Annotated in this window: 15 protein-coding genes; 3 read left to right on the forward strand and 12 right to left on the reverse strand. The window is 41.6% G+C overall.

Features of this window, described 5'->3' with window-relative positions:
• Positions 1–4: 4 nt before the first annotated feature.
• Positions 5–1,096, reverse strand: coding sequence for an efflux RND transporter periplasmic adaptor subunit (locus B9Y69_RS18390; RefSeq protein ID WP_085474464.1), 1,092 nt, complete (start codon positions 1,094–1,096; stop codon positions 5–7).
• 173 nt (positions 1,097–1,269) lie between these two features.
• Positions 1,270–1,659 carry a hypothetical protein gene (locus B9Y69_RS18395; RefSeq protein WP_085474465.1) on the reverse strand — a complete coding sequence of 130 codons (390 nt, stop codon included), beginning with the start codon at positions 1,657–1,659 and terminating at the stop codon, positions 1,270–1,272.
• A 239-nt stretch (positions 1,660–1,898) separates the two neighbouring features.
• Here B9Y69_RS18395 and B9Y69_RS18400 point away from each other — a divergent pair, with 239 nt between their 5' ends.
• Positions 1,899–3,605 (forward strand): 3-ketosteroid-delta-1-dehydrogenase, encoded by a 1,707-nt coding sequence (locus tag B9Y69_RS18400; protein ID WP_085474466.1) that lies wholly within the window; start codon positions 1,899–1,901, stop codon positions 3,603–3,605.
• A 20-nt stretch (positions 3,606–3,625) separates the two neighbouring features.
• On the opposite strand, the gene B9Y69_RS18405 is transcribed toward B9Y69_RS18400, so the two are convergent.
• The 4 genes from B9Y69_RS18405 to B9Y69_RS18420 all read right to left on the reverse strand — a co-directional run bounded on the left by B9Y69_RS18405 (position 3,626) and on the right by B9Y69_RS18420 (position 10,368).
• Entirely contained in the window at positions 3,626–4,555 is a 930-nt protein-coding gene (locus B9Y69_RS18405) for a class I SAM-dependent methyltransferase (RefSeq protein ID WP_085474538.1), read from the reverse strand.
• A 188-nt stretch (positions 4,556–4,743) separates the two neighbouring features.
• Complete coding sequence (locus tag B9Y69_RS18410) at positions 4,744–7,407, reverse strand: DUF5916 domain-containing protein (RefSeq protein WP_085474467.1); 2,664 nt, start codon at positions 7,405–7,407, stop codon at positions 4,744–4,746.
• Between the two features lie 160 nt (positions 7,408–7,567).
• Positions 7,568–8,074: a GNAT family N-acetyltransferase gene (locus B9Y69_RS18415; RefSeq protein ID WP_085474468.1), complete on the reverse strand. Its 507-nt coding sequence runs from the start codon at positions 8,072–8,074 to the stop codon at positions 7,568–7,570.
• 77 nt (positions 8,075–8,151) lie between these two features.
• Positions 8,152–10,368 (reverse strand): TlpA family protein disulfide reductase, encoded by a 2,217-nt coding sequence (locus B9Y69_RS18420; RefSeq protein WP_085474469.1) that lies wholly within the window; start codon positions 10,366–10,368, stop codon positions 8,152–8,154.
• Between the two features lie 197 nt (positions 10,369–10,565).
• Between B9Y69_RS18420 and B9Y69_RS18425 the strand changes: the two genes are divergently transcribed.
• Both B9Y69_RS18425 and bioB read left to right on the forward strand, forming a co-directional pair.
• A complete protein-coding gene (locus B9Y69_RS18425; protein WP_085474470.1) occupies positions 10,566–12,374 on the forward strand; it encodes a M60 family metallopeptidase in 1,809 nt (602 codons plus the stop codon).
• 454 nt (positions 12,375–12,828) lie between these two features.
• Positions 12,829–13,803, forward strand: a complete 975-nt coding sequence (gene bioB / locus B9Y69_RS18430) for a biotin synthase BioB (RefSeq protein WP_085474471.1) — start codon at positions 12,829–12,831, stop codon at positions 13,801–13,803.
• 83 nt (positions 13,804–13,886) lie between these two features.
• On the opposite strand, the gene trxB is transcribed toward bioB, so the two are convergent.
• From trxB to B9Y69_RS18460, 6 genes are all read right to left on the reverse strand, one after another.
• Positions 13,887–14,849 carry a thioredoxin-disulfide reductase gene (trxB, locus tag B9Y69_RS18435; protein WP_085474472.1) on the reverse strand — a complete coding sequence of 321 codons (963 nt, stop codon included), beginning with the start codon at positions 14,847–14,849 and terminating at the stop codon, positions 13,887–13,889.
• Between the two features lie 16 nt (positions 14,850–14,865).
• A complete protein-coding gene (locus tag B9Y69_RS18440; protein ID WP_085474473.1) occupies positions 14,866–15,801 on the reverse strand; it encodes a 3'-5' exonuclease in 936 nt (311 codons plus the stop codon).
• Positions 15,802–16,137: 336 nt separating this feature from the next.
• The gene (locus tag B9Y69_RS18445; RefSeq protein ID WP_085474474.1) at positions 16,138–17,256 is read right to left on the reverse strand and encodes a discoidin domain-containing protein; all 1,119 of its coding nucleotides are present in this window, start codon (positions 17,254–17,256) and stop codon (positions 16,138–16,140) included.
• A gap of 3 nt (positions 17,257–17,259) precedes the next feature.
• Positions 17,260–19,029, reverse strand: coding sequence for a LamG-like jellyroll fold domain-containing protein (locus B9Y69_RS18450; protein ID WP_085474475.1), 1,770 nt, complete (start codon positions 19,027–19,029; stop codon positions 17,260–17,262).
• 13 nt (positions 19,030–19,042) lie between these two features.
• Entirely contained in the window at positions 19,043–21,031 is a 1,989-nt protein-coding gene (locus B9Y69_RS18455) for a M60 family metallopeptidase (RefSeq protein WP_085474476.1), read from the reverse strand.
• Positions 21,032–21,065: 34 nt separating this feature from the next.
• Complete coding sequence (locus B9Y69_RS18460; protein WP_085474477.1) at positions 21,066–22,787, reverse strand: LamG-like jellyroll fold domain-containing protein; 1,722 nt, start codon at positions 22,785–22,787, stop codon at positions 21,066–21,068.
• Positions 22,788–22,792 lie beyond the last annotated feature (5 nt).

Below are 22,792 nucleotides of genomic sequence, written 5' to 3' on the forward strand. Positions count from 1 at the left end.
GTGACTATTCAGATTTTAACCGGAGATTTCCTAGAATAAACTTAGGATCCATCAGCTTGGTACGCACATGCTCATCGTCTTTTACTTTCTGTAGCCCTTCCAATAAAACCTGATCATTTTCAGAAAGTCCAGCCGACACCACATATACATCGGGCAGCATGTGACTAATTTCAATTAGCCTGCTATGCACCACCCCATGTGCATCGACGACAAAAGCATATTTTTGATCCTGCACTTCATACGTAGCTTTCTGCGGAATCACCAAGGCCTTTTCCAGTGGTACCCGCATTTGAATTTTACCCGTCTGCCCATTCTTAAGCAATCGATCAGGATTTGGGAAGCGGGCTCTGAAGGCAATATTGCCGGTTTCACTATTAAATTCTCCTTCTACGGTTTCGACACGTCCCGGATATTTCAACAGTTGATTATTAGCGAGTAGCAACTTGACATCTTTGTTCTGTTGGGCTGTGGCATTGTTTTGGTAATCCAGGTACTCAGGTTCAGAGACATTAAAGTACGCAAACATCTGGCTGTTATCGGATAAGCTCGTAAGGAGCTCTCCCTCATCGACCAAACTTCCCAATTTCAATGGGATACGGTCAATAACTCCATCAAAAGGCGCTCTAATTTCTGTTGCTGATAAATGGAATTTAGCAAGAGCTACCTCCGCTTTCGCCTTTTCTAATTTCGCTTGGGCAAGTGCCAATTCATTGGGAGAAACAATCTGTTTTTCAGCCAATATCTTAACATTTTGAACCTCAATTTCACCGGCCTTCACCTCGGCTTGTGCTTTTAAATATTCCGCTTGATAGAGCTTTGGCATAATACGAAAAAGCAACTGTCCGGCATGAACATTCTGTCCTTCATCTACATACATTTGTTCTAAAAATCCTTTTTCCAGGGCCCGGATTTCAATATTCCGTACCGAACGGATTTGCGACACATACTCTTTGTTAAATGTTGTATCAACCCGTACTGGGTGTGTTGTGGGGTAAACCACGTGTTCTTCTTCTTTCTCTGCTTTTGATTGCGTACAACTGTATAGGCTTACCACCAAACACGTACTCGCTACAAGCGCAATACCAATTTTTTTCATTGTTGAAAATGGAATAAAAATAAAAAATAAGGATAAGGATGATCGTTGACTATCGATCAAATTTAAGACGTCGTCAAGGCAACAGAAATGAATAAAACCCACGATTTACCTAAACAAAACAGGCATATCCGTATGCTTTCAAGTGTGCATTGACGAGAAGATATTTTTTATTTTCAGATTCGAAGAACCCGTTGCAGAATATACTTATAAGAGGCAACTATAGGCCATTGCCAAGTAAAGGGAAATTTATTCTTGAATGATAAGGGAAACCAACTGAGGAGAAAGACATAACTGAACAATAGTAAATCTTTGCCCCGCAAACTCATATTCTGTAGATCTTGGAGATCTTCTGTAAGCTCGGTCAGGGAGTCACTCTCTCTACTCATCGGAGTTAACCCTTTACTCAGGTGCATGGTCTTGTGTGCGTGAATTTGTTCTTGTCGAATCTTGTTCACCACAATATGGTCACAGAATCCTATATGCTGCACCTTGAAAAGATGTACTTGCTCCCCTTTTACGACAAGGAAAAACAACGATAGGACCAATGTTACCAATACTCTCATTTGACAAGCCAAATGTACGAGCAGTTTTTAAATCTGCAATGCAGTTACTACATTTTATCGTCATTTTTTTTGTCACGACAAGAAAAAAACAACATTAAACATTGATTATCAATATATAAACAAAAACAACCCTTCGTTTTATTGCACAAAAAAGGTTATATTACGATACCCCCTTTTTCTCAAATCTGTCTAAAATGTCTCGTTTTATCTGGACGACACCTTATAAACAATAAAAGAATATGAGCAAAACACCATTAAATAGGGCACCTATAGGTCCAAAAGCAAATGATTGCACCATCGATCTTCTCATCATGGGATCTGGCACCGGTATGGCAGCAGCACTAGCCGCCCAAGAACAGGGATTGGAATGTCTCGTTATCGAAAAAACAGAATTTGTAGGCGGTTCTACAGCCCTCTCCGGAGGAGCCTTCTGGATTCCAGCCAATCGTACATTGCTGGAGAGTGGCTCCACAGACGACCTAGACAAAGCAAAGAAATATCTCGATGCCTTGGTTGGCGACAACAGCTCAGCAGTACGACGTCACGCCTTCCTGTCCAATGGAGCTGCCGCTGTTGATATGCTGTTGCGTACCACACCCATGCATTTTTTCTGGGCCAAAGGCTATGCCGACTACCATCCCGAAAAACCAGGAGGCGATCTTTTGGGACGAAGCTGCGAATGTAAACCTTTTGATATCTCCAAGCTAGGTGCCGAACGTCACCGCTTTCGGGGTAGTCCCATGGAAGCCCCTGTTCCGATGCCCGTCACGGGTGCGGACTATAAATGGATGAACCTGATGTTACGTCGTCCATTTAAAGCATTTCCCCTTATCCTCAAAAGACTAGCACAGGGGGTGGGTGGCCTTTTATTGGGGCGAAAATACGTTGCCGGCGGCCAAGCGATCGCAGCAGGTATGTTCGCCGGACTTCTACGCGCTGGGGTTCCCGTTTGGACAGATACCCGCTTGATTCGATTAAATACGGATGGCAACAAAGTAATCGGGGCCGTTGTGGAGCAACGTGGTGAACAATTTACCATACAAGTACGTAAAGGTGTAGTCCTCGCTGCAGGTGGCTTTGACCATAATCTAATCAAAAGACAGAAATATCAATCACCTTATATCGTGGATGACCTGAGTATGGGTGCTGCAGGAAATATGGGAGACACACTCGATATTGTAGAACCGCTAGGCGTACAAACAGGATTGATGGAAGAAGCCTGGTGGTTTCCTGCAGTCGCCCCCCTTTCCAAAGGCGAAAAACCGATGATCCTCCTCGCGGAGCGTTCTCTCCCAGGCAGTCTGATTATCAATGAAGAAGGAAAGCGATTTATTAACGAAGCAACAGACTATATGAGTTTTGGCCAGTTTATTCGTAAACAAGAAGCTGGTGGCAAGCCTATACAGACGATGTGGTTTATCTTTGATCAGTTCTATAAAAACAATTACCTGATCGCAGGATCCATATTTCCACGGATGCCTTTTCCAAAAAGCTGGTATCAAGCTGGCATTGTCCATCAAGCGACAACAGTTACTGAAATAGCACATGCAATTAATGTTCCTGCGGAGGGACTAGCAGAAACCATATCACGTTATAATGACTTTGCAGAAGCCGGTGCCGATCCAGACTTCCAACGGGGTAAAAGTGCCTACGACCACTACTATGGTGACCCTACGGTACACCCAAACCCTAATCTCCGTGCCTTAACTGGCAAGCTATATGCCTTACGATTGGTACTTTCCGATCTCGGCACCTGTGGTGGCGTGATGACCAATGAATATGCACAAGTTTTGCGTGAAGATGGCGTACCAATCTCACGTCTCTATGCTATTGGGAATAACGCTGCAAATGTTTTCGGACGCAGCTATCCTGGCGCTGGCGGAACAATTGCGCAAGGTATTGTCTTCGGTTATGTCGCAGCAAAGCATGCCGCAACATCGCCATAAAAACGGAGAAAAATATGTTTTTATAAGTACGGGTTTGTGGGGATTTCTATCAGTTTATAGTCAGCCGCTGAGAGTCTTTCTTTCATCTGTTGATCAGGCATTTCTTTAAACACGACAATGCTCAGGGTCTGGCACGGTACAATCCCCCACTTACTCAGTACGTCTCGTAATTTTTTCTTGAAAAGAATCTTTTTAAAAGCCTTTTCGGACTTATGTGCGAGCATCCTATTGCTTCCAGGAAACCAGAAATTAGGATTTAACATTTTAATTGCAACCAGTGGTAAGTTTAAGCCTGCTGCAAACTTCTCAAACTCTCTTTCAGATACTTTATAAACAAAGTTACCGACCGGTTCATACGAGAATCGATTTTTCCAAATTTTGCCAATAAGCTTTTGGTTTATCTTCTCCAACAGATTACTTGCAAACAACAAGAGCGGCATCTTACTGATCGGATCTTGCGGTTCTATAATAATAATGCCTTTTTTTGCGACGCGAATCATCTCATACAACGCGGCGTAAGGACGAGGAAAGTGATGATAACTTTCTTTACACAGAATATAATCCATACTATTTGTTGCAAACGAAAGATTCTCTGCGTTCTCGGCAGCAAATTCATTCACTAATTTCAATTGCTGTGCAAACTGTAGAAAATTATCATTCAGGTCACTCGCAAGAACTTGTTCTACACCATTTTCTAAAAGGTACATAGCATCATGTCCATACGCATCACCCACCGTAAGCCAACGATCCTTTTTATTGGCTATAAATGGTTTTAAAGCACTAAAAAAAACCTCTTGCAACCAGTGATTTATTGTTCCTTTATAATCGCGAATATTTTCAAGTGCTGCGATTTTCTGTGCATCGTCGGGAAATAACGAATGATACCAGTTCGCATGTTTTTCATAACTAGTCTCATTGTAATTTCCAGGTTCATCTTTTCTTTTATCCATATCTAACATAGATTTTAAAGAGAGTAAGCCAGCAGAGCTGGCTTACGAATACTTTTCATGTTTATTGGTTTCTTTTTTTGTTAGGTAGCAAACACAACAACTAACAATATATTACCAAGAATCCCAGGCTTTTAGTCTTCTTTCGCTCCAAATATATATAAATTCCCCCTAACAGGAAATTAATTTTTCTATAAATTGAACCAATAATTCAATTTCATCATAAATGTATTGCTCGCCGGGAATCCCAACAAACGGTCAAGATTATTTCCCCAGCCTGGTTGGTAAATAGCATCGCGATAAGACTGATTATGCTCCCAAACCAAATAAACCGTTGATCCTGGCAAGTACTCCCACCGCGCAACCAAATTAGAACGAAACTCGTTGAAACTAAAATTAGGATCTTTAAACCGCAAACTTTTACCCGCATGATCTACGGTATAAAAACCTTCCTCCAACTGTACCTCCGGTTCTGCAAACGCGATAAAGCGATCTCCATATCTACGCGCCTTTGTATCGCCGGCCAATTTAAACTGATCATATTTAGCAACCGACGTGAAGGGTGAACCATAAAATTGAATAGATACATCCGGCGTCACGTTAACCTGCATATTGAGGGTTACACCGTAGGTTTCCTGATCCATACGTCCTAAAATATATTCCGTTGGATTTGTCGTCGGACCGCCCATGGGTACAACCGTGCTTACATACTGTATATTATCTGTATTCCACGCATAATTAAACTGCCCCGCTAACCGCACATGATTCCCCAATCGAAAGACCATACTCGGGTGGATTGCATTGTATCCCGTTTTTTCATCCAAATAATGGCGTCCATTGTAGTCTAATTTAAACATAATACGCTTGGCACGGTCTGTACTCAAGGCAATATTCGTCTCAAAATTGGAGTTATATCGCATGTCAGGCCCTCCACGTAAACGGCGGCTATCCACCGTATTCCAACTAAATGTTTCTTTGATATCCATCTCAATGCGTCGTTTGATACTTAAACTTCGCCAACGAATAGCAACATCATTATTCATCGCATCTCCCCCATAATTCCATACATTTTTTTGCGTGAAATTAATCCCCGCGAAGCGGAATGGACCCCAGGGATCCGTCTTTCGAAAGGCAATTTCGGACTCGTTTAGTTTATAGTCCGCTTGCTTCATAAACCCGACATCATTGAGATCAAATCCGGGAGAAGCCCAACTAAATGTTTGTGAAAAATTCCACTGCGCATTACCTTTCTTTCCAGCCTTAATAAAACCACTGGTTCCTTGTAAGGACCGTGCATCGGGCTCAAGATCTAAATAAGGAAGTCCCGACGCACGATGGTAATAATGGGCAGCGTTTAGTTTTGTATTTAGAATAGCTTGAGATGAACCGTGAAGCGTACTAAACATTGCTTTTGCATCAATGTAATACAAGCGCTTAGCAAAATATTGCGTAAAATCTACGCCTCCTGTAAAAGCGTTGGCAACAAGCGCATCCTTGAGGTAGTTTTCATTTAGTTTCCTGTTCACAGCAGTCACCATTCCTCCGACCAATGTATTACCGTTCCAGTTTTTCTGTACGCGTGCTACCGTATAATTTGTTAAAGGCTCCGTTACCTCCGTATGCGCAACACCATCGCGGGTTACCGCCGAGGAAGTCTGTGCGGTAACACTCTGTAAAAAACCTACCGTCACCCCGTTACGATTTGTTCCGGTGAGCTTCATCGCGCCCAAGATTGGGATATTTTTTGGCGTCGCGGCAAAGCTTGTATTATTATCGATGCCACGTGGCTGATAGGAAGGCATAGCGCCAATACGTCGGGAATAGAACATCATTCCCCCGTCATTGTTGTCAAATTCAAGAATATGTTTTCCTTCTAAAAAGAAAGGGCGCTTCTCATCATAGTAAACTTCATAGGCTGTAAGATTCATCACCGAAGGATCAAGTTCCACCTGTCCGTAATCTGGATTTATAGTTACATCAAGCGTAAAATCGCTCAAGGCAAACTTAGCATCCAAACCTACATTTTTCCCCCATTTACTCCCCGTTTGATAGGGGCTCCCAACGACTTTAGGCTCTTTGGTGAACTTGGCCATCGTATAAGGCAAAAATTCTATTCCTCGCGGCTTTGGAAGAGCATTCATTCCATGCATCTCGCCAAAAGAAAACACATGTCCATTATTTTTAATAGGGATCATGCTCCAGTTCTGCACCTCATTATTTCGCCGAATGATCCGTCGCACATGCAATCCCCAAATACCATCGCTATTTTTTTGGTTATAACGAAGTTGACTGAATGGTATTCGAAGCTCTGCCGTCCAACTAGAGTCCGGCATATTAATATGGGTATGTCCCTCCCATACCGCATTCCAGCTCAAGTTGACCGATAGTTTATCGGTTACCGTCAGATCCGTTTTATTTCCTCCAAGGTTAATATTGAACTCACTTGCCACCCGGTAATCGTGGTAGGTGTCAAAGGCAATACTGATTAAATCCCCATTACTATTATCATCCCGATTCCCGATAAAAGCATTCATCGTTTCTGGGTGTTTATCTTTACAGTATACGCCTACGTAAAGGTTGGTGTCATCATAAAAAATCTTGACCCTTGTCCAGGAATCCGTATGTGCCCGTTCAAACGGTATGACTTGAGAGAAAATCTCGGACCAGACACCTTTATTCTGCCAGATATCGTCATCAAGCCTTCCATCTACCCGCGGTCGTTCTCCAGCTAGCTTAGTAATAGGATAATTTCGTTTATAAGCATCCTCGAACGATACAACTTCCTTTCTTTCCTCTTGCGCTCGACATAAGTTACTAACGAAGAGCCCGAGCAAAAGGAGATAGTAGTACTTCATACGTATTTTAGTTTAGAATCGGTTGATTATTAGTCCGATTCCAAACATAGAGAAAAAAGTTTATTTTCTTTTACATCTTTCACAAAATATTTCATTAAGTAACAAAAATGTGTGAATAACCACGTACAATAATGGCAGAAAAAGAACAGCTACAGTCTCTTTATCGCAAGACCTTCTCATATGCTTTCCGCTTGGCGCCCCGGAAAGTTACTTCACCACAATAAACATACCCTTGTTTTTCGAATGTTTTCAACATACCCGGATTATCAAAGTTGGTGTCAGCTTTAACACTATAGATACCTTGTTGTAAAGCGAACTCTTCAATATGATGAAGTAAGAGCTTTGCGAGTCCTTTTCCCAGCTGTTGCTCTGCAATCGCCACCCGATGAAACACCACAAAATCACCTGTAGTTAGCCAGGTCCCTTCGAGTTCATCATAAGCAGGTTCATCATTGATAAGAATTGCGGTATACCCCACAATTTCTTCACCAATAACCAAGACATAACCAATTCCACGTGTTATATCACTTTGGATAACCGTAGGATTTGGGTACCCATCCTGCCATTGCTTACTGCCATCCGCTTTACGGCGTAAGATAGCTTGCGATATAATTTCCCAAATTGCGGCATGATCGGCTAGGGTTGCTTGTCTGAATATATAGTCCATCACTTAAAAACATTAGTATATATGCAGTAAACTTAACTAAACTTGCTGTTCTACGCAAACATCAATGATTTACGTCATTAAAGCGATGCCAATTTAGCGAGGAATGGTTGCCAATCGAAACCAAAACGTACGGGAATCATCTTTCCTTCAGGTGTAATAATATACTTTGCTGGATATCCTGGCACCTTATAATCGTGTTGCACTTTAGCATCCGACAGGAGTACCGGAATAGAATAACTATTGTTTGTTAAAAAGGTTCGAACCTTGTCCGCCGTGTCGTAACAAGCTATCGTAATTAGCTTAATATTAGTGTTCGATTTATCCTGATTATCTGTATAAAACTTATTTATTTTGGGCATCTCTGCCACACAGGGACCACACCATGTGCCCCAAAAATCTATCAACGACCACTTTCCTTTTAGGTTTTCAAGCGCCACCTTATTTTGCTGCAAATCATACAAAACAAAATCTGGTGCATTAGGGAGCTGTGGGATAATTTCCTGCTTGAAGAAAGTGACAAAAGCCGCTCGTCCCTTCAAGTTGCTGTAGAAAGTAGCCAGATCATCATAACCATCAGTAGGGTTGTACAAAAACTCCTGCACACGTTTTTCAAGGGCCACATCGGATTGCCCCCTTTTGCTGAGCTCTTCTATATAGTCATTCGTATAGTTTTCCTTCGACAGGAGAAAAACACGATCATAAAAACTTTCGCGCGCTTTGTCTGCCGCCCCTTTTGGCGAATAGAAGGCGGCCCTTTCCAAAGAAGCTAAAGCTTGCTCTTCATTAGTTTTTACTTTTGTTTCATACTGGAGGTAATACGCATATGCCAATAAGCCCTTATGCGTTAACCTTCTTTTATTTTCAGGATCTTCAACTAATCGTTGAATCTTATCAATGATCATCTGCAAGTCGGCATCATGGTTTAGATTTTTCTTTATCAAAATCTGCTGAAGCAACAATGCATAGCGTCCGGCATTACTTTTATTCCATGTTTCCTGATCCCACCCGAGCATTATCTTTTGCCAATACTGCACACTGTCCATCTGCGGTGTCCTTAGCGATTTCGCCCAAAACACCAATGGATCAGTTTCTAATTTTTCCTTAGCCGTCATATTAGCATTGATATGCAATAAGGTAGCAAATGCTTGTTTATTTTGTTTATCGAGGAGACGTTGTGCTAATGTATTGTGTAGGAAATCATATAAATCTCCCTCACGTAAAAGAGGAATAAGATCAGTCAAATCTTCCATAGAAAGACCCTCATCATTAAGCTTATTGCTCAAGTGAAATGTTCCCCTTAATAAAGAAATGGGCATATGGTTCAATTCTGCCCGATAGCGTTTATAACTGTCTGCCTTTTGCAAACTCCCTAACTTCATCCCAGCATATAGTCGATTATTACTATAATTCGGCTCATAGCTGGCGATGTACTTTTCAACTTTCAAGCTATCGGTTTTTCCCTTCTCTTTCAGGGCATCGCTCCAATAGCTTCCCCGCATCAACATATCTAAATAATCGCTTCTCACATTTCCTTTCCGTATATAGGCCGTTTGTTCCACATGTAAGTTCGTCTCTCCGTTGATTTGTCTGTTATCAATCTTTAAAGAAAATGATATCTTGCTGTCTAACTTTTTAATCATCGCGTTACGGGGATCATAACGTACTTCAGCTTGCTGTGTCGATGTGCTATCCGTTTTCGTGAAGGAAACCTGGCGTTCTCCTTTTCCGTTCTTCAAAATCGCATACGTCGTATTATCGACGACAGCCGTCTTTCCCACAAATTTTGGTTTAAACTTTTTCGATAGATTGGAAAAATAAAGGTGATGCATCAGCTCTTTGAGGCTTGAATAGATGCTCCCAACAAGTTGCGTACCTACTTCTGATTCGATGACCCAGCGATCGAGCTGTTTCTCTATATATTGACGGACTGGAAGAGAATCTAATTTAGGAATCCCATCCTGCACAAGGAAAGGTATGGGCTTGTTAAGCATACACATGTATTCGACGGCACGAGATGAGTTCATAAAGTCAGGTTCCATCACCTGCTCCCTATAGGAAAATTTTAACATCGAATCCGCGGCATCACGAACCTCCAAGTCCTCAATCGTATAGGTCATCTGTTGGCCACCCCTCGCTGCTTGACCTAAAGTTTGCAAGGCTATATAGTAAGTCTCCTGAACTCCTTTAGCACCCGTACTGTTCCTTTCAATAGCGACAATAAAGGTTTCTTTCGTTGCTTTTTGTGCAAAACAAACGTGCACAAATATAAATACAAGGGTGAGTATCTGTCTCATTAAATTAGTTGTTCATCTTGGTTAAACGATAAGCTAAGATGTGTAAATTTCTCCACAACAAGAATTTATTTCACTCTTTTTAACAACATGAACAATCAATAATTAAAAAACTAGTAATAAACTATTTACACAATCGTTTGCGTTTAAAACGGATACAAAACATCGTTTAACAATGCTTATTTTACACAAAAAAAATCATGAAGAAAACCTTACTTTTTGGGTTGCTTTTAGCGGCTCATTATTACGCCATTGGGCAATCACCGCAAGATCTCAGCGTATTCCAAAACCAGAACCTAACCAAACTCAAAAAAAATGTAACGTTACAACAGATCTCCACCATTAGTTCTTCAAGTATACAACAGGCGGCTACGGATCTTTTCAACCATACCTACCCACTAAAACAACGCCTACGTTCTTATAGCAGCTACACGAATCCAAAACTACTGGCTTCACAAATGAAGACCAGTTCTTATTCGGCCTATGAAAATCCGACGGGTATCTACTTTGATGCGAACGACGAAGCGGTCATATGGTTATCAAAAACAGCAAATCCCGACATCAAGCTCATTGTGGTCAATTGGGATGACAAAAATTTTAAACAAGAAAGTTATCCGTTAAAACCAGGATACAATACTTTTAAGGTAAAAAATAAAGGGAACAGCTACATTCAGTATTTTACAGACGGTAAGAAACAAGCTGATGTGGAGGTGCATATTTTATCGGGAAAAGTAAACGGGGTTTTTAATCTTGCTAAAAACAACAACGCAGATTATGTGCGCATGCTGGCAGGCTCTTATGGTCCGGTGGTTGATTTGGTGGGTAAAAAAGTTCACCTGGCATATTCCGTAAAATCGCTGCAGAAAGAAAATCCGTCGCATGGCGTTGAACTGATGCAGTTGTATGATTCACTCATCACGATTCAGCATGAGATTATGGGATTGGTGAAGTATAAGAAAGAACCAAAGAACCATATGTTTGGACGCGTTATTTGGGAAGGCTTCATGCATGCCGATCATATAGGTGCTGCCTTTCATGACAACACGATGCAAAGTGTAGCGAACATACCGAACTTACGCAAGAACTCGTGGGGCGTAGCGCATGAATTTGGCCATGTGAACCAAGTACGTCCGCATATGAAATGGGTCGGCACAACTGAAGTGACGAATAACATTTATTCCGTTTGGACACAGTACCTTTATAACACAACGGAACCGAAACTGGAACGTGAAGTTTTAAAAGATTACGATGAGCGAAAGGTTGGAGGACGTATAACAGCCTATATGGAATCTGCTTTTGTGCATAAACAGCCTTGGCTTACACAAGCGGGGCCAGACCGTTGGGAGCGTGAGAGACCACGCGACTGGGGTGGTGATCATTTTGTCAAACTTGTTCCGCTTTGGCAGCTTCAGTTGTATTTTGTGGTTGCCGGTGCCGGCAATAGCTGGGGACAAAAGGATTTTTATGCCGACATTTTTAACAAGGCTGCTCAGCAAGAGGATGCCGGAGATGCGGGGGACAAGTTTTATCAGTTAGCTTTTGTAAAAAATGCATGTGACGCAGCACGCTTGGATCTTACTGACTTTTTTGAGAAATCGGGCATTCTCGCTCCTATCGATTACATTGTCGACGATTATACAGTAGGTCGCATGCGTATTACGGAAGCTGATATCAATGAAATAAAACAATATGCGTCTAAGTTTCCTAAACCTTCGACACCCGTTCTACATTATATCACCGCAAATTCAACGGATATCTACAAAAATAAACTTCCGCTGAAAGGAGATACTGGAAAAGGGTTTATTAAAGAAGGTGAAAAGATTATTGTGGATAATAGCCAGTGGCAGCATGCCGTTGCCTTTGAAACATGGTCGGGTAATAAATTGGTCAAAGTTGCTTTCACGGGTGCTGGTTCGCCGGATGCTTCAAAGACTATAGTTCATATTCCTACCGGAACAACAACAGTTCAAGCGATTGGTTGGGATGGTAGTAAAAAGATGGTATTGTAGTTTTTCCTGTATAAGGCCGGTTTTGATCGGTCTTATACATTTATCAAAATCAATTTCCTTCTCACTTTAAAAACGGTCCATCTCTTCCAATACGCACGTATTATACCCCTTAAGTTTACTCCAACACAGCATTCCTCGTTAAGGAACCCCAACACTAAACCGGGCTACCTCCTATATACAAACTGGATCATTAAACCCTCCGGAAGGCTTAATACTTTTGTCAAAAGCAAAGGTATGAAAGATACATTGGCAGTTGTTGCAAAAAATAAAACACCACAATACGAAAGGTTAAGCACAGGCTTATTCCCGTAAATCCCTTCCTTCAAAACAATAGATTCCTACAGGAAACGACAGCTTATTCCTGTTCGGACTTCCACATTACTTTTATCGACAGAAATACTGACCAAGACAACTGAAGTAACTTGAAACGATCTACAGCAAAACAACAAAGAACATGAATAATACAGGAACATTACGCCACGACTGGACAAAACCCGAACTATTAGCAATTTACGAACGTCCGTTATTGGATCTCATATATGAAGCGGCTACTATACACCGTACTTGGCACAAAGCAGATGAAATACAAATATCAACCTTACTCTCCGTGAAGACGGGCGGTTGTCCGGAGGATTGTTCGTATTGTGGGCAAGCGGCACGCTACCATACCGACATCAATGTCCAAGCCCTCCTACCGACGGAAACCGTGCTTGCACATGCACAAAAAGCAAAAGATGCAGGCTCTTCGCGATTCTGCATGGCTGCGGCCTGGCGTGAGGTACGAGACAACCGAGATTTTGATCGTATTATCGATATGGTAAAAGGTGTAAATAATCTCGGCATGGAGGTTTGTTGTACCCTGGGTATGCTAACCGAGCAACAGGCACAACGCCTGCATGAAGCGGGTGTCCATGCCTATAATCATAACCTCGACACGTCCGAAGAATATTACAAAGAGATCATATCTACGCGTTCTTTTGATCATCGACTCGATACGATAAAGCATGTCCGAAAAGCGGGGATGACCGTTTGTTCGGGCGGAATTATTGGTTTGGGCGAAACTGCAGAAGATCGGATGTCTATGTTGCTGACGTTGGCCAATATGGAAACGCATCCGGAGTCGGTTCCTATCAACGCTTTAGCGCGGGTAAAAGGAACGCCATTGGAGAATAATCCGAAAATAGACATATGGGAAATGGTGCGCATGGTGGCAACAGCTCGGATTGCGATGCCCGCCTCTATGGTCCGCCTAAGCGCTGGCCGTATCGAGATGACGGAGACCGAACAAGCGTGGTGCTTTATGGCTGGAGCAAACTCTATTTTTACGGGTGAACGGGAAACATTACTGGTAACACCTAATCCAGGCGTGTCAGAGGATAAGCAAATGCTGACCAACTTAGGCCTAAAGCCGATGCGTTCCAAGCGATAGCAAAAAAAAAAGGAGTTCCTTCGATTTGCAGGAACTCCTTTTCAGTATCAAGATAGCTGGATAAAACCAGCCCAAAGTTTTACTTATTCGCCACTTTCTTTAGCTGCTAAGTAGCGTTCCGCCTCCAGTGCAGCCATACATCCCGTTCCAGCAGCTGTAATAGCCTGACGATAGATATGATCTTGTACGTCACCACATGCAAAAACACCTGGAATATTCGTAGCCGTACTGTCAGATTTTGTAACCAAGTAACCTGTTTCATCCATATCCAATACGCCTTGGAACAACTCCGTATTCGGCTTATGCCCAATAGCAACGAAGAAACCTGTAACATCCAATACGCGTGTTTCCTTTGTTTGGTTATTCACGACGCGTACGGCATTCACCCCTTGTTCACCACCTAAGATCTCTTCGGTCTCGGTATTGAAAAGTACTTCAATGTTCGCTGTATTTTGAACACGGTGTACCATCGCTTTAGATGCTTTAAATTCATCCTTACGTACCACCATGTAAACTTTTCTACACAATTTAGCTAAATAAGTTGCTTCTTCTGCTGCTGTATCACCTGCCCCTACGATCGCTACATCTTGTCCTTTGAAAAAGAAACCATCACATACCGCACAAGCCGAAACACCAAAACCATTATACTTCTCTTCAGACGGTAAACCCAACCATTTTGCAGTTGCTCCAGTTGCGATAATAACCGTTTCTGCACTCACCCATTTCGTACCATCAATCTCTACTTTATGCGTACCGCCATCTTTTGAAAACTCTACTTTCGTCGCATATCCAAAACGAACATCCGTACCAAAGCGCTCTGCTTGCGCTTTCAGGTCTTCCATCATAATTGGTCCTGTAATACCTTGTGGATATCCAGGGAAATTATCTACTTCTGTGGTTTGTGTCAACTGACCTCCGGGAACAATCCCTGTGTATACCACCGGTTTCAGATCTGCACGTGCTGCGTAAATTGCAGCCGTATATCCTGCCGGTCCTGAACCAATAATAACGCACTGTAAGTGCTCCATTTCTGCCTGATTAGTCATTTTATTTTTATAATTGTTATTTTCCAAATTTACCCTGTAAGTTCTTTAGCATATCTGATGTAATAGGCTTTGCCGGTTCACTTACTTTCGTTTGTTGTACTTTTACTTTGTTCACCGCCGCACGCTCTTGCTGTTGCGCATCCCTTTTCTGGCTACGGTGTTCGTTCCACAACTGTTCCAATACTTTTTTCGTATACAACGGGAAGTCTCCATTCTGCATCCAAGCGTAATAGCTAGGTTCCACTTCAAACACATGGGTAACCTTCTTCCCTTTATGTTTACCAAAATTAATTGTTGCATCACCGTCAGCATCAAAGACTAGACGGCCGGCAAAATCAACCGGATTACTTAAGTTGGTAAATTTATGCAAAGCTTCCACATCATTTACAACTGGGGTTGTAACATTTCCGTGCTTGTCTTCATAAGCCACTCCTTCGTATTTTGTCAGCTGTGCCTTCAACACTTCATATGTCGCACGAACATCAGCTTCTGCCGTATGCGCATTATCTAAGTTCTCATTACAATAGAATCGATACGCCGCTTTTAGCGTCCGCTGTTCCATTTGATGGAAAATATTTTGTACATCTACAAAAGCTCTACCGGTCAAAGAAAACTCAACGCGCGCGCGGATGAATTCTTCCATAAGCATCGGGATATCAAATTTATTGGAATTATATCCTGCTAAATCAGCATCTCCAATAAAAGCAGCAATCTCTGCCGCTTTCTCCTTAAAAGGAGGAAGATCTTTCACATCTTCGTCATAAATACCGTGGAACATGGAAGACTCTGCTGGTATAGGCATTTCTGGATTGATACGCATCGTTAATACCTGCTCCTCTCCACTTGGCAACACTTTTAAGATCGCGATCTCAACAATCCGATCTACTGAAATATTTACCCCCGTGGTCTCTAAATCGAAAAAAGCCAAAGGACGTTTAAGTTGTAATTCCATCTATATTTTTTACTTAAAAACTTAGGTTACAAAAATACGAAACTCTTTCCGTGTTCTTGATACCACCGGAAAGAATTGACATTATTCCTATCTTTTAACCCAAGCTTTATTGTTTCGACGATTTTTCAAGGCAGTTTCAAAAAAAATTCTATAAAATAAAGAATAAGCCTTTATGCAAGCGTACAAATATAAGAGGGAAATTTTCGATTATTGAATCGTACCGATCAGGAAAGAAGGAAGCGAACATTGTTCACAAGAAATGATTCGAGCATAAAAAAGGCCGCTAAAAATAGCGACCTTTTCTTGACTAAGATAACACAATAATGCGCTATCTCTTTATGGTTTAATCACTAGAAAACGTTCTTTAAGAGAGATTTCACCCATTGTCAAATAAGCAAGGTTATTAACACTGGTTTTGAATAATAATCGTACATATTTCGTTTCAACAGGTGTCGTTAAATTATAGGATAAAACGGCGGCATTGGTTACCGTTGTATTTACAAAAGACTGTTTCGTAACAAAGTTAACACCGTCGGTACTCGTTTGAAAATCGAAATCTTTAGGTGCCCCACTGCCGTTATTATGTCTTAGATTAAGAATAAAACCACCTAAATCACGAACCTTATTTAAGGTTAATGTAGCGTGATGTGGCCAAGGTAAAACGGTTCCGCTATAAGGAGAGTGCCAAAAAGTGTCCGTTGCACCATCAATTAAAGCTGCAGCACCACCACCATCGCCACTTTGATTTGAACTTACCGCAGCAGTCCATCCTGTTTTCTGTGCAGCAGTAGTAAGATCTGTTGTAGAGAAGCCATAATTTACGGTATGTTTCGCCACATTACCCAAACTATCCCTTATTTGTAACTCAGCAGATACACCATACTTACCACTAAATGAAAAGTTGCCTTTCTCTGTTGTGCTATTAATCTTCTCGGTCTTCTGTCCGCTCGCAGTTGTATGTATAATACTAATTTCTACCCCTCTCGTCAGTGGGTTACTCCATTCCAGAACGACGTTATTATCTAATGCACTCGCGCCAACGAAGTTGATTATATCATCGATATACAACCCTTTATTTTTTACTTTCTTACTTGTCGCAGACGTTTCAATACCACTTTTTCCGATACTGCTTAGCTTAAATTCAAATTCTCCGACATCACTCGTTGTAAGAATCAAATTCTTGCTAAAGTCTGTCACTACAATCTCCTTATTCTCTGTCCCTTCCTTATATACGACCTTTACTTTTTCTACTTTCTCACTAAAAACGGGCCACTTAAATGTAAATTTCTTCTCATATCCGCCCTCAATTTGTACATCGGTCGGCTTTACAATAATATCTATCGGTTCTTTATCTTCGTTTTTAGCAACTTGCTCCGGAAAAACCAAGGTATCCTTTATACAAGAAGATAAGAGGAGCAAACCGATTGCCACAAAGCTGAATCTAATTTCCTTCATAATTTATTTTCTAAATTCGTTTTCAAAATTCTTTAAGAACACATTTCCAGATAACTTCCAGTTATCATTTGCGGTAATATTCATCCAATAAAACACCTGTGGGACCAGATCTATATTTTGAACAAAAACTTCTTCCGCCCCCGTTTTACAAGGTTTATAGTTGGATAAGACATTCACTGCTGGGCGACCTGATAACGTCATATCAGGGGCAGAAGTACCCGCTGTATTCTTCCATGTCGCTCCATTAAACTCGGAGTAATAAGCGACAAGGTTACTTCGCAATGGATAATCATTAGCGACCCATTTCATACAAGCTAACTCATCTACCTGTTTATCATCCATTGCTTTGTTCCACACCCTAACATCGGCCATATCTGCATTCACGAACGCCATTCGGGTATCAGACGTATTAAAACCTATGGTTAAAGGTTCTGTATTTTGAAATGCAGCAACGGCATACGGAACTTCCTTCGATGCTGCTCTCGTACCATTTACATAGACAGTGGCCAAGGTTTTTGTTCCCATCGCTTTAAACACAATAGTAAAGTGATTCCAAAGACCATCTGTTCCACGAGAAAACTCCAGTTCGTCCGTAGCAGAACCATTCTGAACACGCAGTCTTAAAGCCATGTCTTGGCCTCGAATATGCCAACCTGCATTCGTACCATCGGATGCATCCTTTCCTAAGAAATAGTTATAGTAGTTCCGATATCCCCCTGCAAAAGATAAACCGGCCCAGAAGTTATCTTCTCTAAGCTTCATTTTAAATTCAAATGTCATCTCACCTGTTGTCGACGGATTAAACATATTACTTCCAGCTCCTGCAGGGCTCTGTGCACGCACCCCAGTCTCGCTGAACGTACGTGTGGCCTTTCCATCATAGTGCGTATAGGTTCCCGGGAAATATCCATTTGCAAAAAATGTAGACATTGGATCCGCTTTTAACTCTACGGGTAGAAAATCCTTGTTATAATACATCGTGAATGTCCCCATTTCACTCATAGAAACGCCACCAAAATCTCCGGTTGCTGTACCGCCATGTGAAGAACATACAACAATTAACCAATTTTCATTCGCATAGTTTGCACGTGCTTCTAGTGCTGCTTTAATCTCTCCAATTTGCGCATCAGCCTTATCCAAGGCTGCTTTATACTTTGGGTTACTGATTAAAAAACCACCATCTACTCCAGCGGTTTGTACTTCAGAGAGTTGTACAAACATAAAGTCCGTGTTATTATTTTTCAAGAAATTAACCGCTTTTGCTTTCACTTCTTCGTCACTCGTCTCTACGGCGCTAAAATCAGCTTCTCCCAAAAAACTATTCGTCACGGCCATATTCCGCATGATAGCAGCTGTCCTATTTTTACTATCTTTTTCTTCCAACCGATAGATTACCGATGGTGTAACACCCAACTCCGCATGCGGTTTTGAGGGATCAAAAACAGGTAGGTATGATTCTGATACTACCTTGTGAATAGACGATGGATATCCTGTCAACAGGGTGACCATACTTGCTGGATCCTTCGTATCCAAATCCGACTGAGCCGCATAAGAATACTTAGATTTCTCCAACATTTTTGCCATCACCGTAGGTTTGTATTCTTTTAGTTGTGCCCCAACCAAACCATCTACTGTAATAACTAAAACTTTATTTTTGATGACCGTATCTTGCGGTAGCTCATACTCCTCAAAAGATGGTTGTGGGTTATCATAACGTGTACACCCTACCGATAAGAAAAGAGCAACAAAAACACTTGTATAAAAAATCTTCATAATTTACTCCTTATTAAATATCAAAAAATAACCCTAACTCTGCGACAGCCACATGGTTTGCATTTACCCCATAACTTGGGAACTCCAGTCTAAAATACCGAGCTTCATGTATTTGATCGAAACTAATTTCGATACGTTGTCCACGAATATCAAGTTGATTTGGATAATCACCTAACAAAGTCCACACCTTGCCATCGTTACTCTTATATGCCCGAACATGTTTATTGTACATGGAGTGATTATGTCTATTTCCGTAGTAAAACCCTTTAAAAGCCTCAATACCTTTCAGATCGACATCGATTTGCACCGGCAACGTCGGAATTGGACATCCCGAATAACAGGTATGCCAGTACGTGTTATAATCCCCATCATTTAAGGCTTTCAATGTATTGGCTGCCCCTTCATTGGTTGCCGTTTGTGCGTTTGGCGTATAGGTAAAGAGCGTATTATTTAAGTCATATTTTGTTCCTATTGCAGCGTCTCCGCCGGTCTTAGACCATGGATCGTATGTCCACAGGGCTTTATTCATCGGTGGATATTTCAGGCGCATTTCCCGACGCGCTATACTACTTACCGGAATTCCCCAAGCGGTAAAGAAACGCTGATAATCCGTAGCCGTATAATCGCAAAGCGAACGATAAAAGAAATCAATTTTTGCCTGATCCAGAGAAAATGATTGGTTCGAATTACGAGCTTGCGTATATACATAGGTCATAAAATCCCATCCAGGTTCATTGTTTTTTCCTTTCACCTTATTGAATATTTGCAAAAATGGTGTTAAACGAAAGAACGCTCGTATCCCTTCGTCATATTCAGAAAGGCTGTTGAAGTTTTTTGCCGTAGAACTTTTAGCATACAACAATGCTCTTTCAAAAGCCCCTTTAAGTGCCGGATGAGAAGCCATCGCAGGATTGTTAAAACGCTCAGCGGCTTTAAAAACAAATAGATTGTTTGTTGTCTCCCCTAGCGCCGACCAGCTCCAAGCGCGTGACTGCTGATAATTGTGTCCAATCTCATGGAAAGTTCCCCAAGCACCTTCGTTTTGAGAAAAAGTTCCCATAACGTAGTTATAGTTACTGAACATTAAAAACCAATGTTTGTCCTGTTGTGCAACCCACGGAAAACCATCTTCTGAGGAAGCATGTGCATACCCCGCACTCGGGTGTATATCTAATACTGCACGCTCAGGAAGATCCGGATAACTATTCTTGATATTGGCATTATTTTCACTTAATCCCATCCAATCATAATAATCTTTCTCATAAATATCCTCCCATAGGTCCAACACTTCTGCAACACGTAGATCATTTTTGTATTGTAGGACCAAAGAGCGCGGCACGGCAAAAACAGAACGTTTGGAACGAAGCTCCAGCCAAGGTACATCACTCATTTCAACCTCTTTTATCCAAGCCGCTTGGTTCGTCACCCCGTGAATAAAGTCTGGGCTTTTTACGGCTCCACTCACCTTAACCGGAACAGCTTGCGGATGTGATAAAGCAGCCTTAATCCATAGTAGTCCGCCGAAAGGATTTCGGATATAGTTATCCCCAGGCATTAATTCTTTAACCGTATAAATAAGCTGTTGTCGACGCGGCCCCTCTTTCCCTGCTAAGTCATCCATATGCGCGCCTACTTGTGCGGTCAACCCCACAACTCCCGAAGGAACAGTAATACGTACATTCTCTCCCGCAGGAGCGTATAATCCGGTACTAAAAATTGCCCCCGGGGCAGACCTCACCTTTAGATCATTCGCCGAAACCCGACGAAAATTTAATGGTAAATTAATCGTTGTATCTTGGATCCGTCTAACATTAGCCCCCACCATACCTGGATATACACGCGCTTTATCAAACATAGACTTGTCAATGTAGGACATATCCTTTTCAATATCTTTACCCGTGGGGTCGCCATCTTGATATCCATCTTGAAAATCATATCCATATTTACCACATGATATAAGCGTAGATAAAGCAACACCGATAAATAATAATTTCTTCTTCATTTTCTTAATTACTAAACAAGTAAACACTTAATGCTTAAAACTCTAACACCGCGTAAGGAGGTGTCCAGGCCATGCCATCTAAATTCCATTTGGCATTTGGCAAAACACCGTACCATTGATAGATAAAAAACGGAATATCAACCTGGTTTGGCACGAGGCGGAAGGTACTCTCATTAATATCCGGTCTAAAGTAAGGCACGAACTCATCGAAAGACATCCATTTAAGTTCATTTACGACCGCCATATTGCCTGCTTTTCCAGTTACATCCCGCAAGACGCGTGTTCCATTATCCTGATAGGCTGGCCAATAGCCTAAGAGGTTATTGTAGAGCGGTGAATTATCAGGTTTCACGAGACCGATTCCAGCATACGACTTGACTTGCGCATCAGTCATAGCCACGTTGTATACTTGTAAGTTACATACGACAAAATCCCCTGTATTAGACGTGTTCCCAGCTTTCTTTCCCCATACCATTGGCAATGTATTCGTAATGTTCGTGGTGCCTGCTGTTGTTTGATTCGATAACACGCCGTCCGTATAAAGTCTAGCCGTGTTTGCTGTGCGGTTAACCGATACCGTGATAGCGTGCCATTTGGCATCTTTTACAGGCGCTGTATTAATCTTATTAATGCCTGAAGCACCAAATTGAATATTACCGCCAGCCATAATAAATTGCCAACCTGTACCGTCATCCGTATTATTACGTTTCATTAAAATAGGTGGGTAATTATGATCGGTATTAAGTGTGTTTTGTTTAAAGAAAAATGTAATGGTAAAATCCTGGTTTGCCGCAAAATTCATTTTATTTACATCACTCAATTGGGCAGACGTCGCATTAACGCCCGAGCTTCCATAGGCCAAATGTAAACCTGACCCGACAAACGGCAAGGTATTGGTGGATGGCCGAGGCTGGTATTTACGCGTAAATCTAGGCGAATAAAAGTATGTGAATGTATTCCGAACATTATCTGTATAGACCGTTTGGTCCGTCGGATCAACATATGCTATTGGACCACCAACCGAAGATGTGATCACAACAAGCCAGTTTTCTGTTTTATAATTCGGTCTCTTTTCCAGCGTAGTAATTAAGTCTAACATCTGCGCATCAAACGTCATAATTGCCTGCTTGTAAGCGGGATCATTACTTTCAAAGGAATTACTCTTTCCAACCTTCTCGATATTAGAAAGATGGGCAACAACCATCTCTGTATCGCCAGAACTAATGGCTTGTTTTGTTTTCGCAAGAACCTCCTCATCAGTACTCACCACTTCCTTCTCATCAAGATCCTTAAAAAGATGTGTGTTTACTTGCGCATTCGTCGTATATCCTTTACCGTGAAAACCACTGTATCCGTTCTTTAAACGTTCAAATAGCGTAGGATAGGTTTCCGTATTCAGCGCAGAAAGATCTGTCGTCACCTGATGTTTCACAGAAGTTACACCTGTAAAAATATTGGCTAAACCGGTCTCTTTCGTAAAAGGTATTTGCTGTCGGAAATCCCCCAATGAAGAGTTTGAATAGAAGGAGTTTCGTGCAATCTTACGCATATTTTCCGGGTCAATATCGGTCATCGCATTTCCTCGAATACCATCCACGACCACAACCAACACTTTATTCAGCGATGATCCCATCTCTTTATTATTATACTCTTCCTTTAGAATGTTTGGGAAGTCTTCATTACAGGAAAATTGTAACAGTGTTCCGCATAGCAACATCAACCTACAAAAGCCTGTAAAATTCAATATCGTTTTCATATCTA

The sequence above is a fragment of the Sphingobacterium psychroaquaticum genome (genome assembly GCF_900177625.1).
GTDB lineage: Bacteria > Bacteroidota > Bacteroidia > Sphingobacteriales > Sphingobacteriaceae > Sphingobacterium > Sphingobacterium psychroaquaticum.

Bases quoted from the DNA above. Each gene is read 5' to 3' on its own strand.
- B9Y69_RS18390 (WP_085474464.1), bottom strand. From the start codon at position 1,096: ATGAAAAAAATTGGTATTGCGCTTGTAGCGAGTACGTGTTTGGTGGTA.
- B9Y69_RS18395 (WP_085474465.1), bottom strand. From the start codon at position 1,659: ATGAGAGTATTGGTAACATTGGTCCTATCGTTGTTTTTCCTTGTCGTA.
- B9Y69_RS18400 (WP_085474466.1), top strand. From the start codon at position 1,899: ATGAGCAAAACACCATTAAATAGGGCACCTATAGGTCCAAAAGCAAAT.
- B9Y69_RS18405 (WP_085474538.1), bottom strand. From the start codon at position 4,555: ATGGATAAAAGAAAAGATGAACCTGGAAATTACAATGAGACTAGTTAT.
- B9Y69_RS18410 (WP_085474467.1), bottom strand. From the start codon at position 7,407: ATGAAGTACTACTATCTCCTTTTGCTCGGGCTCTTCGTTAGTAACTTA.
- B9Y69_RS18415 (WP_085474468.1), bottom strand. From the start codon at position 8,074: ATGGACTATATATTCAGACAAGCAACCCTAGCCGATCATGCCGCAATT.
- B9Y69_RS18420 (WP_085474469.1), bottom strand. From the start codon at position 10,368: ATGAGACAGATACTCACCCTTGTATTTATATTTGTGCACGTTTGTTTT.
- B9Y69_RS18425 (WP_085474470.1), top strand. From the start codon at position 10,566: ATGAAGAAAACCTTACTTTTTGGGTTGCTTTTAGCGGCTCATTATTAC.
- bioB (WP_085474471.1), top strand. From the start codon at position 12,829: ATGAATAATACAGGAACATTACGCCACGACTGGACAAAACCCGAACTA.
- trxB (WP_085474472.1), bottom strand. From the start codon at position 14,849: ATGACTAATCAGGCAGAAATGGAGCACTTACAGTGCGTTATTATTGGT.
- B9Y69_RS18440 (WP_085474473.1), bottom strand. From the start codon at position 15,801: ATGGAATTACAACTTAAACGTCCTTTGGCTTTTTTCGATTTAGAGACC.
- B9Y69_RS18445 (WP_085474474.1), bottom strand. From the start codon at position 17,256: ATGAAGGAAATTAGATTCAGCTTTGTGGCAATCGGTTTGCTCCTCTTA.
- B9Y69_RS18450 (WP_085474475.1), bottom strand. From the start codon at position 19,029: ATGAAGATTTTTTATACAAGTGTTTTTGTTGCTCTTTTCTTATCGGTA.
- B9Y69_RS18455 (WP_085474476.1), bottom strand. From the start codon at position 21,031: ATGAAGAAGAAATTATTATTTATCGGTGTTGCTTTATCTACGCTTATA.
- B9Y69_RS18460 (WP_085474477.1), bottom strand. From the start codon at position 22,787: ATGAAAACGATATTGAATTTTACAGGCTTTTGTAGGTTGATGTTGCTA.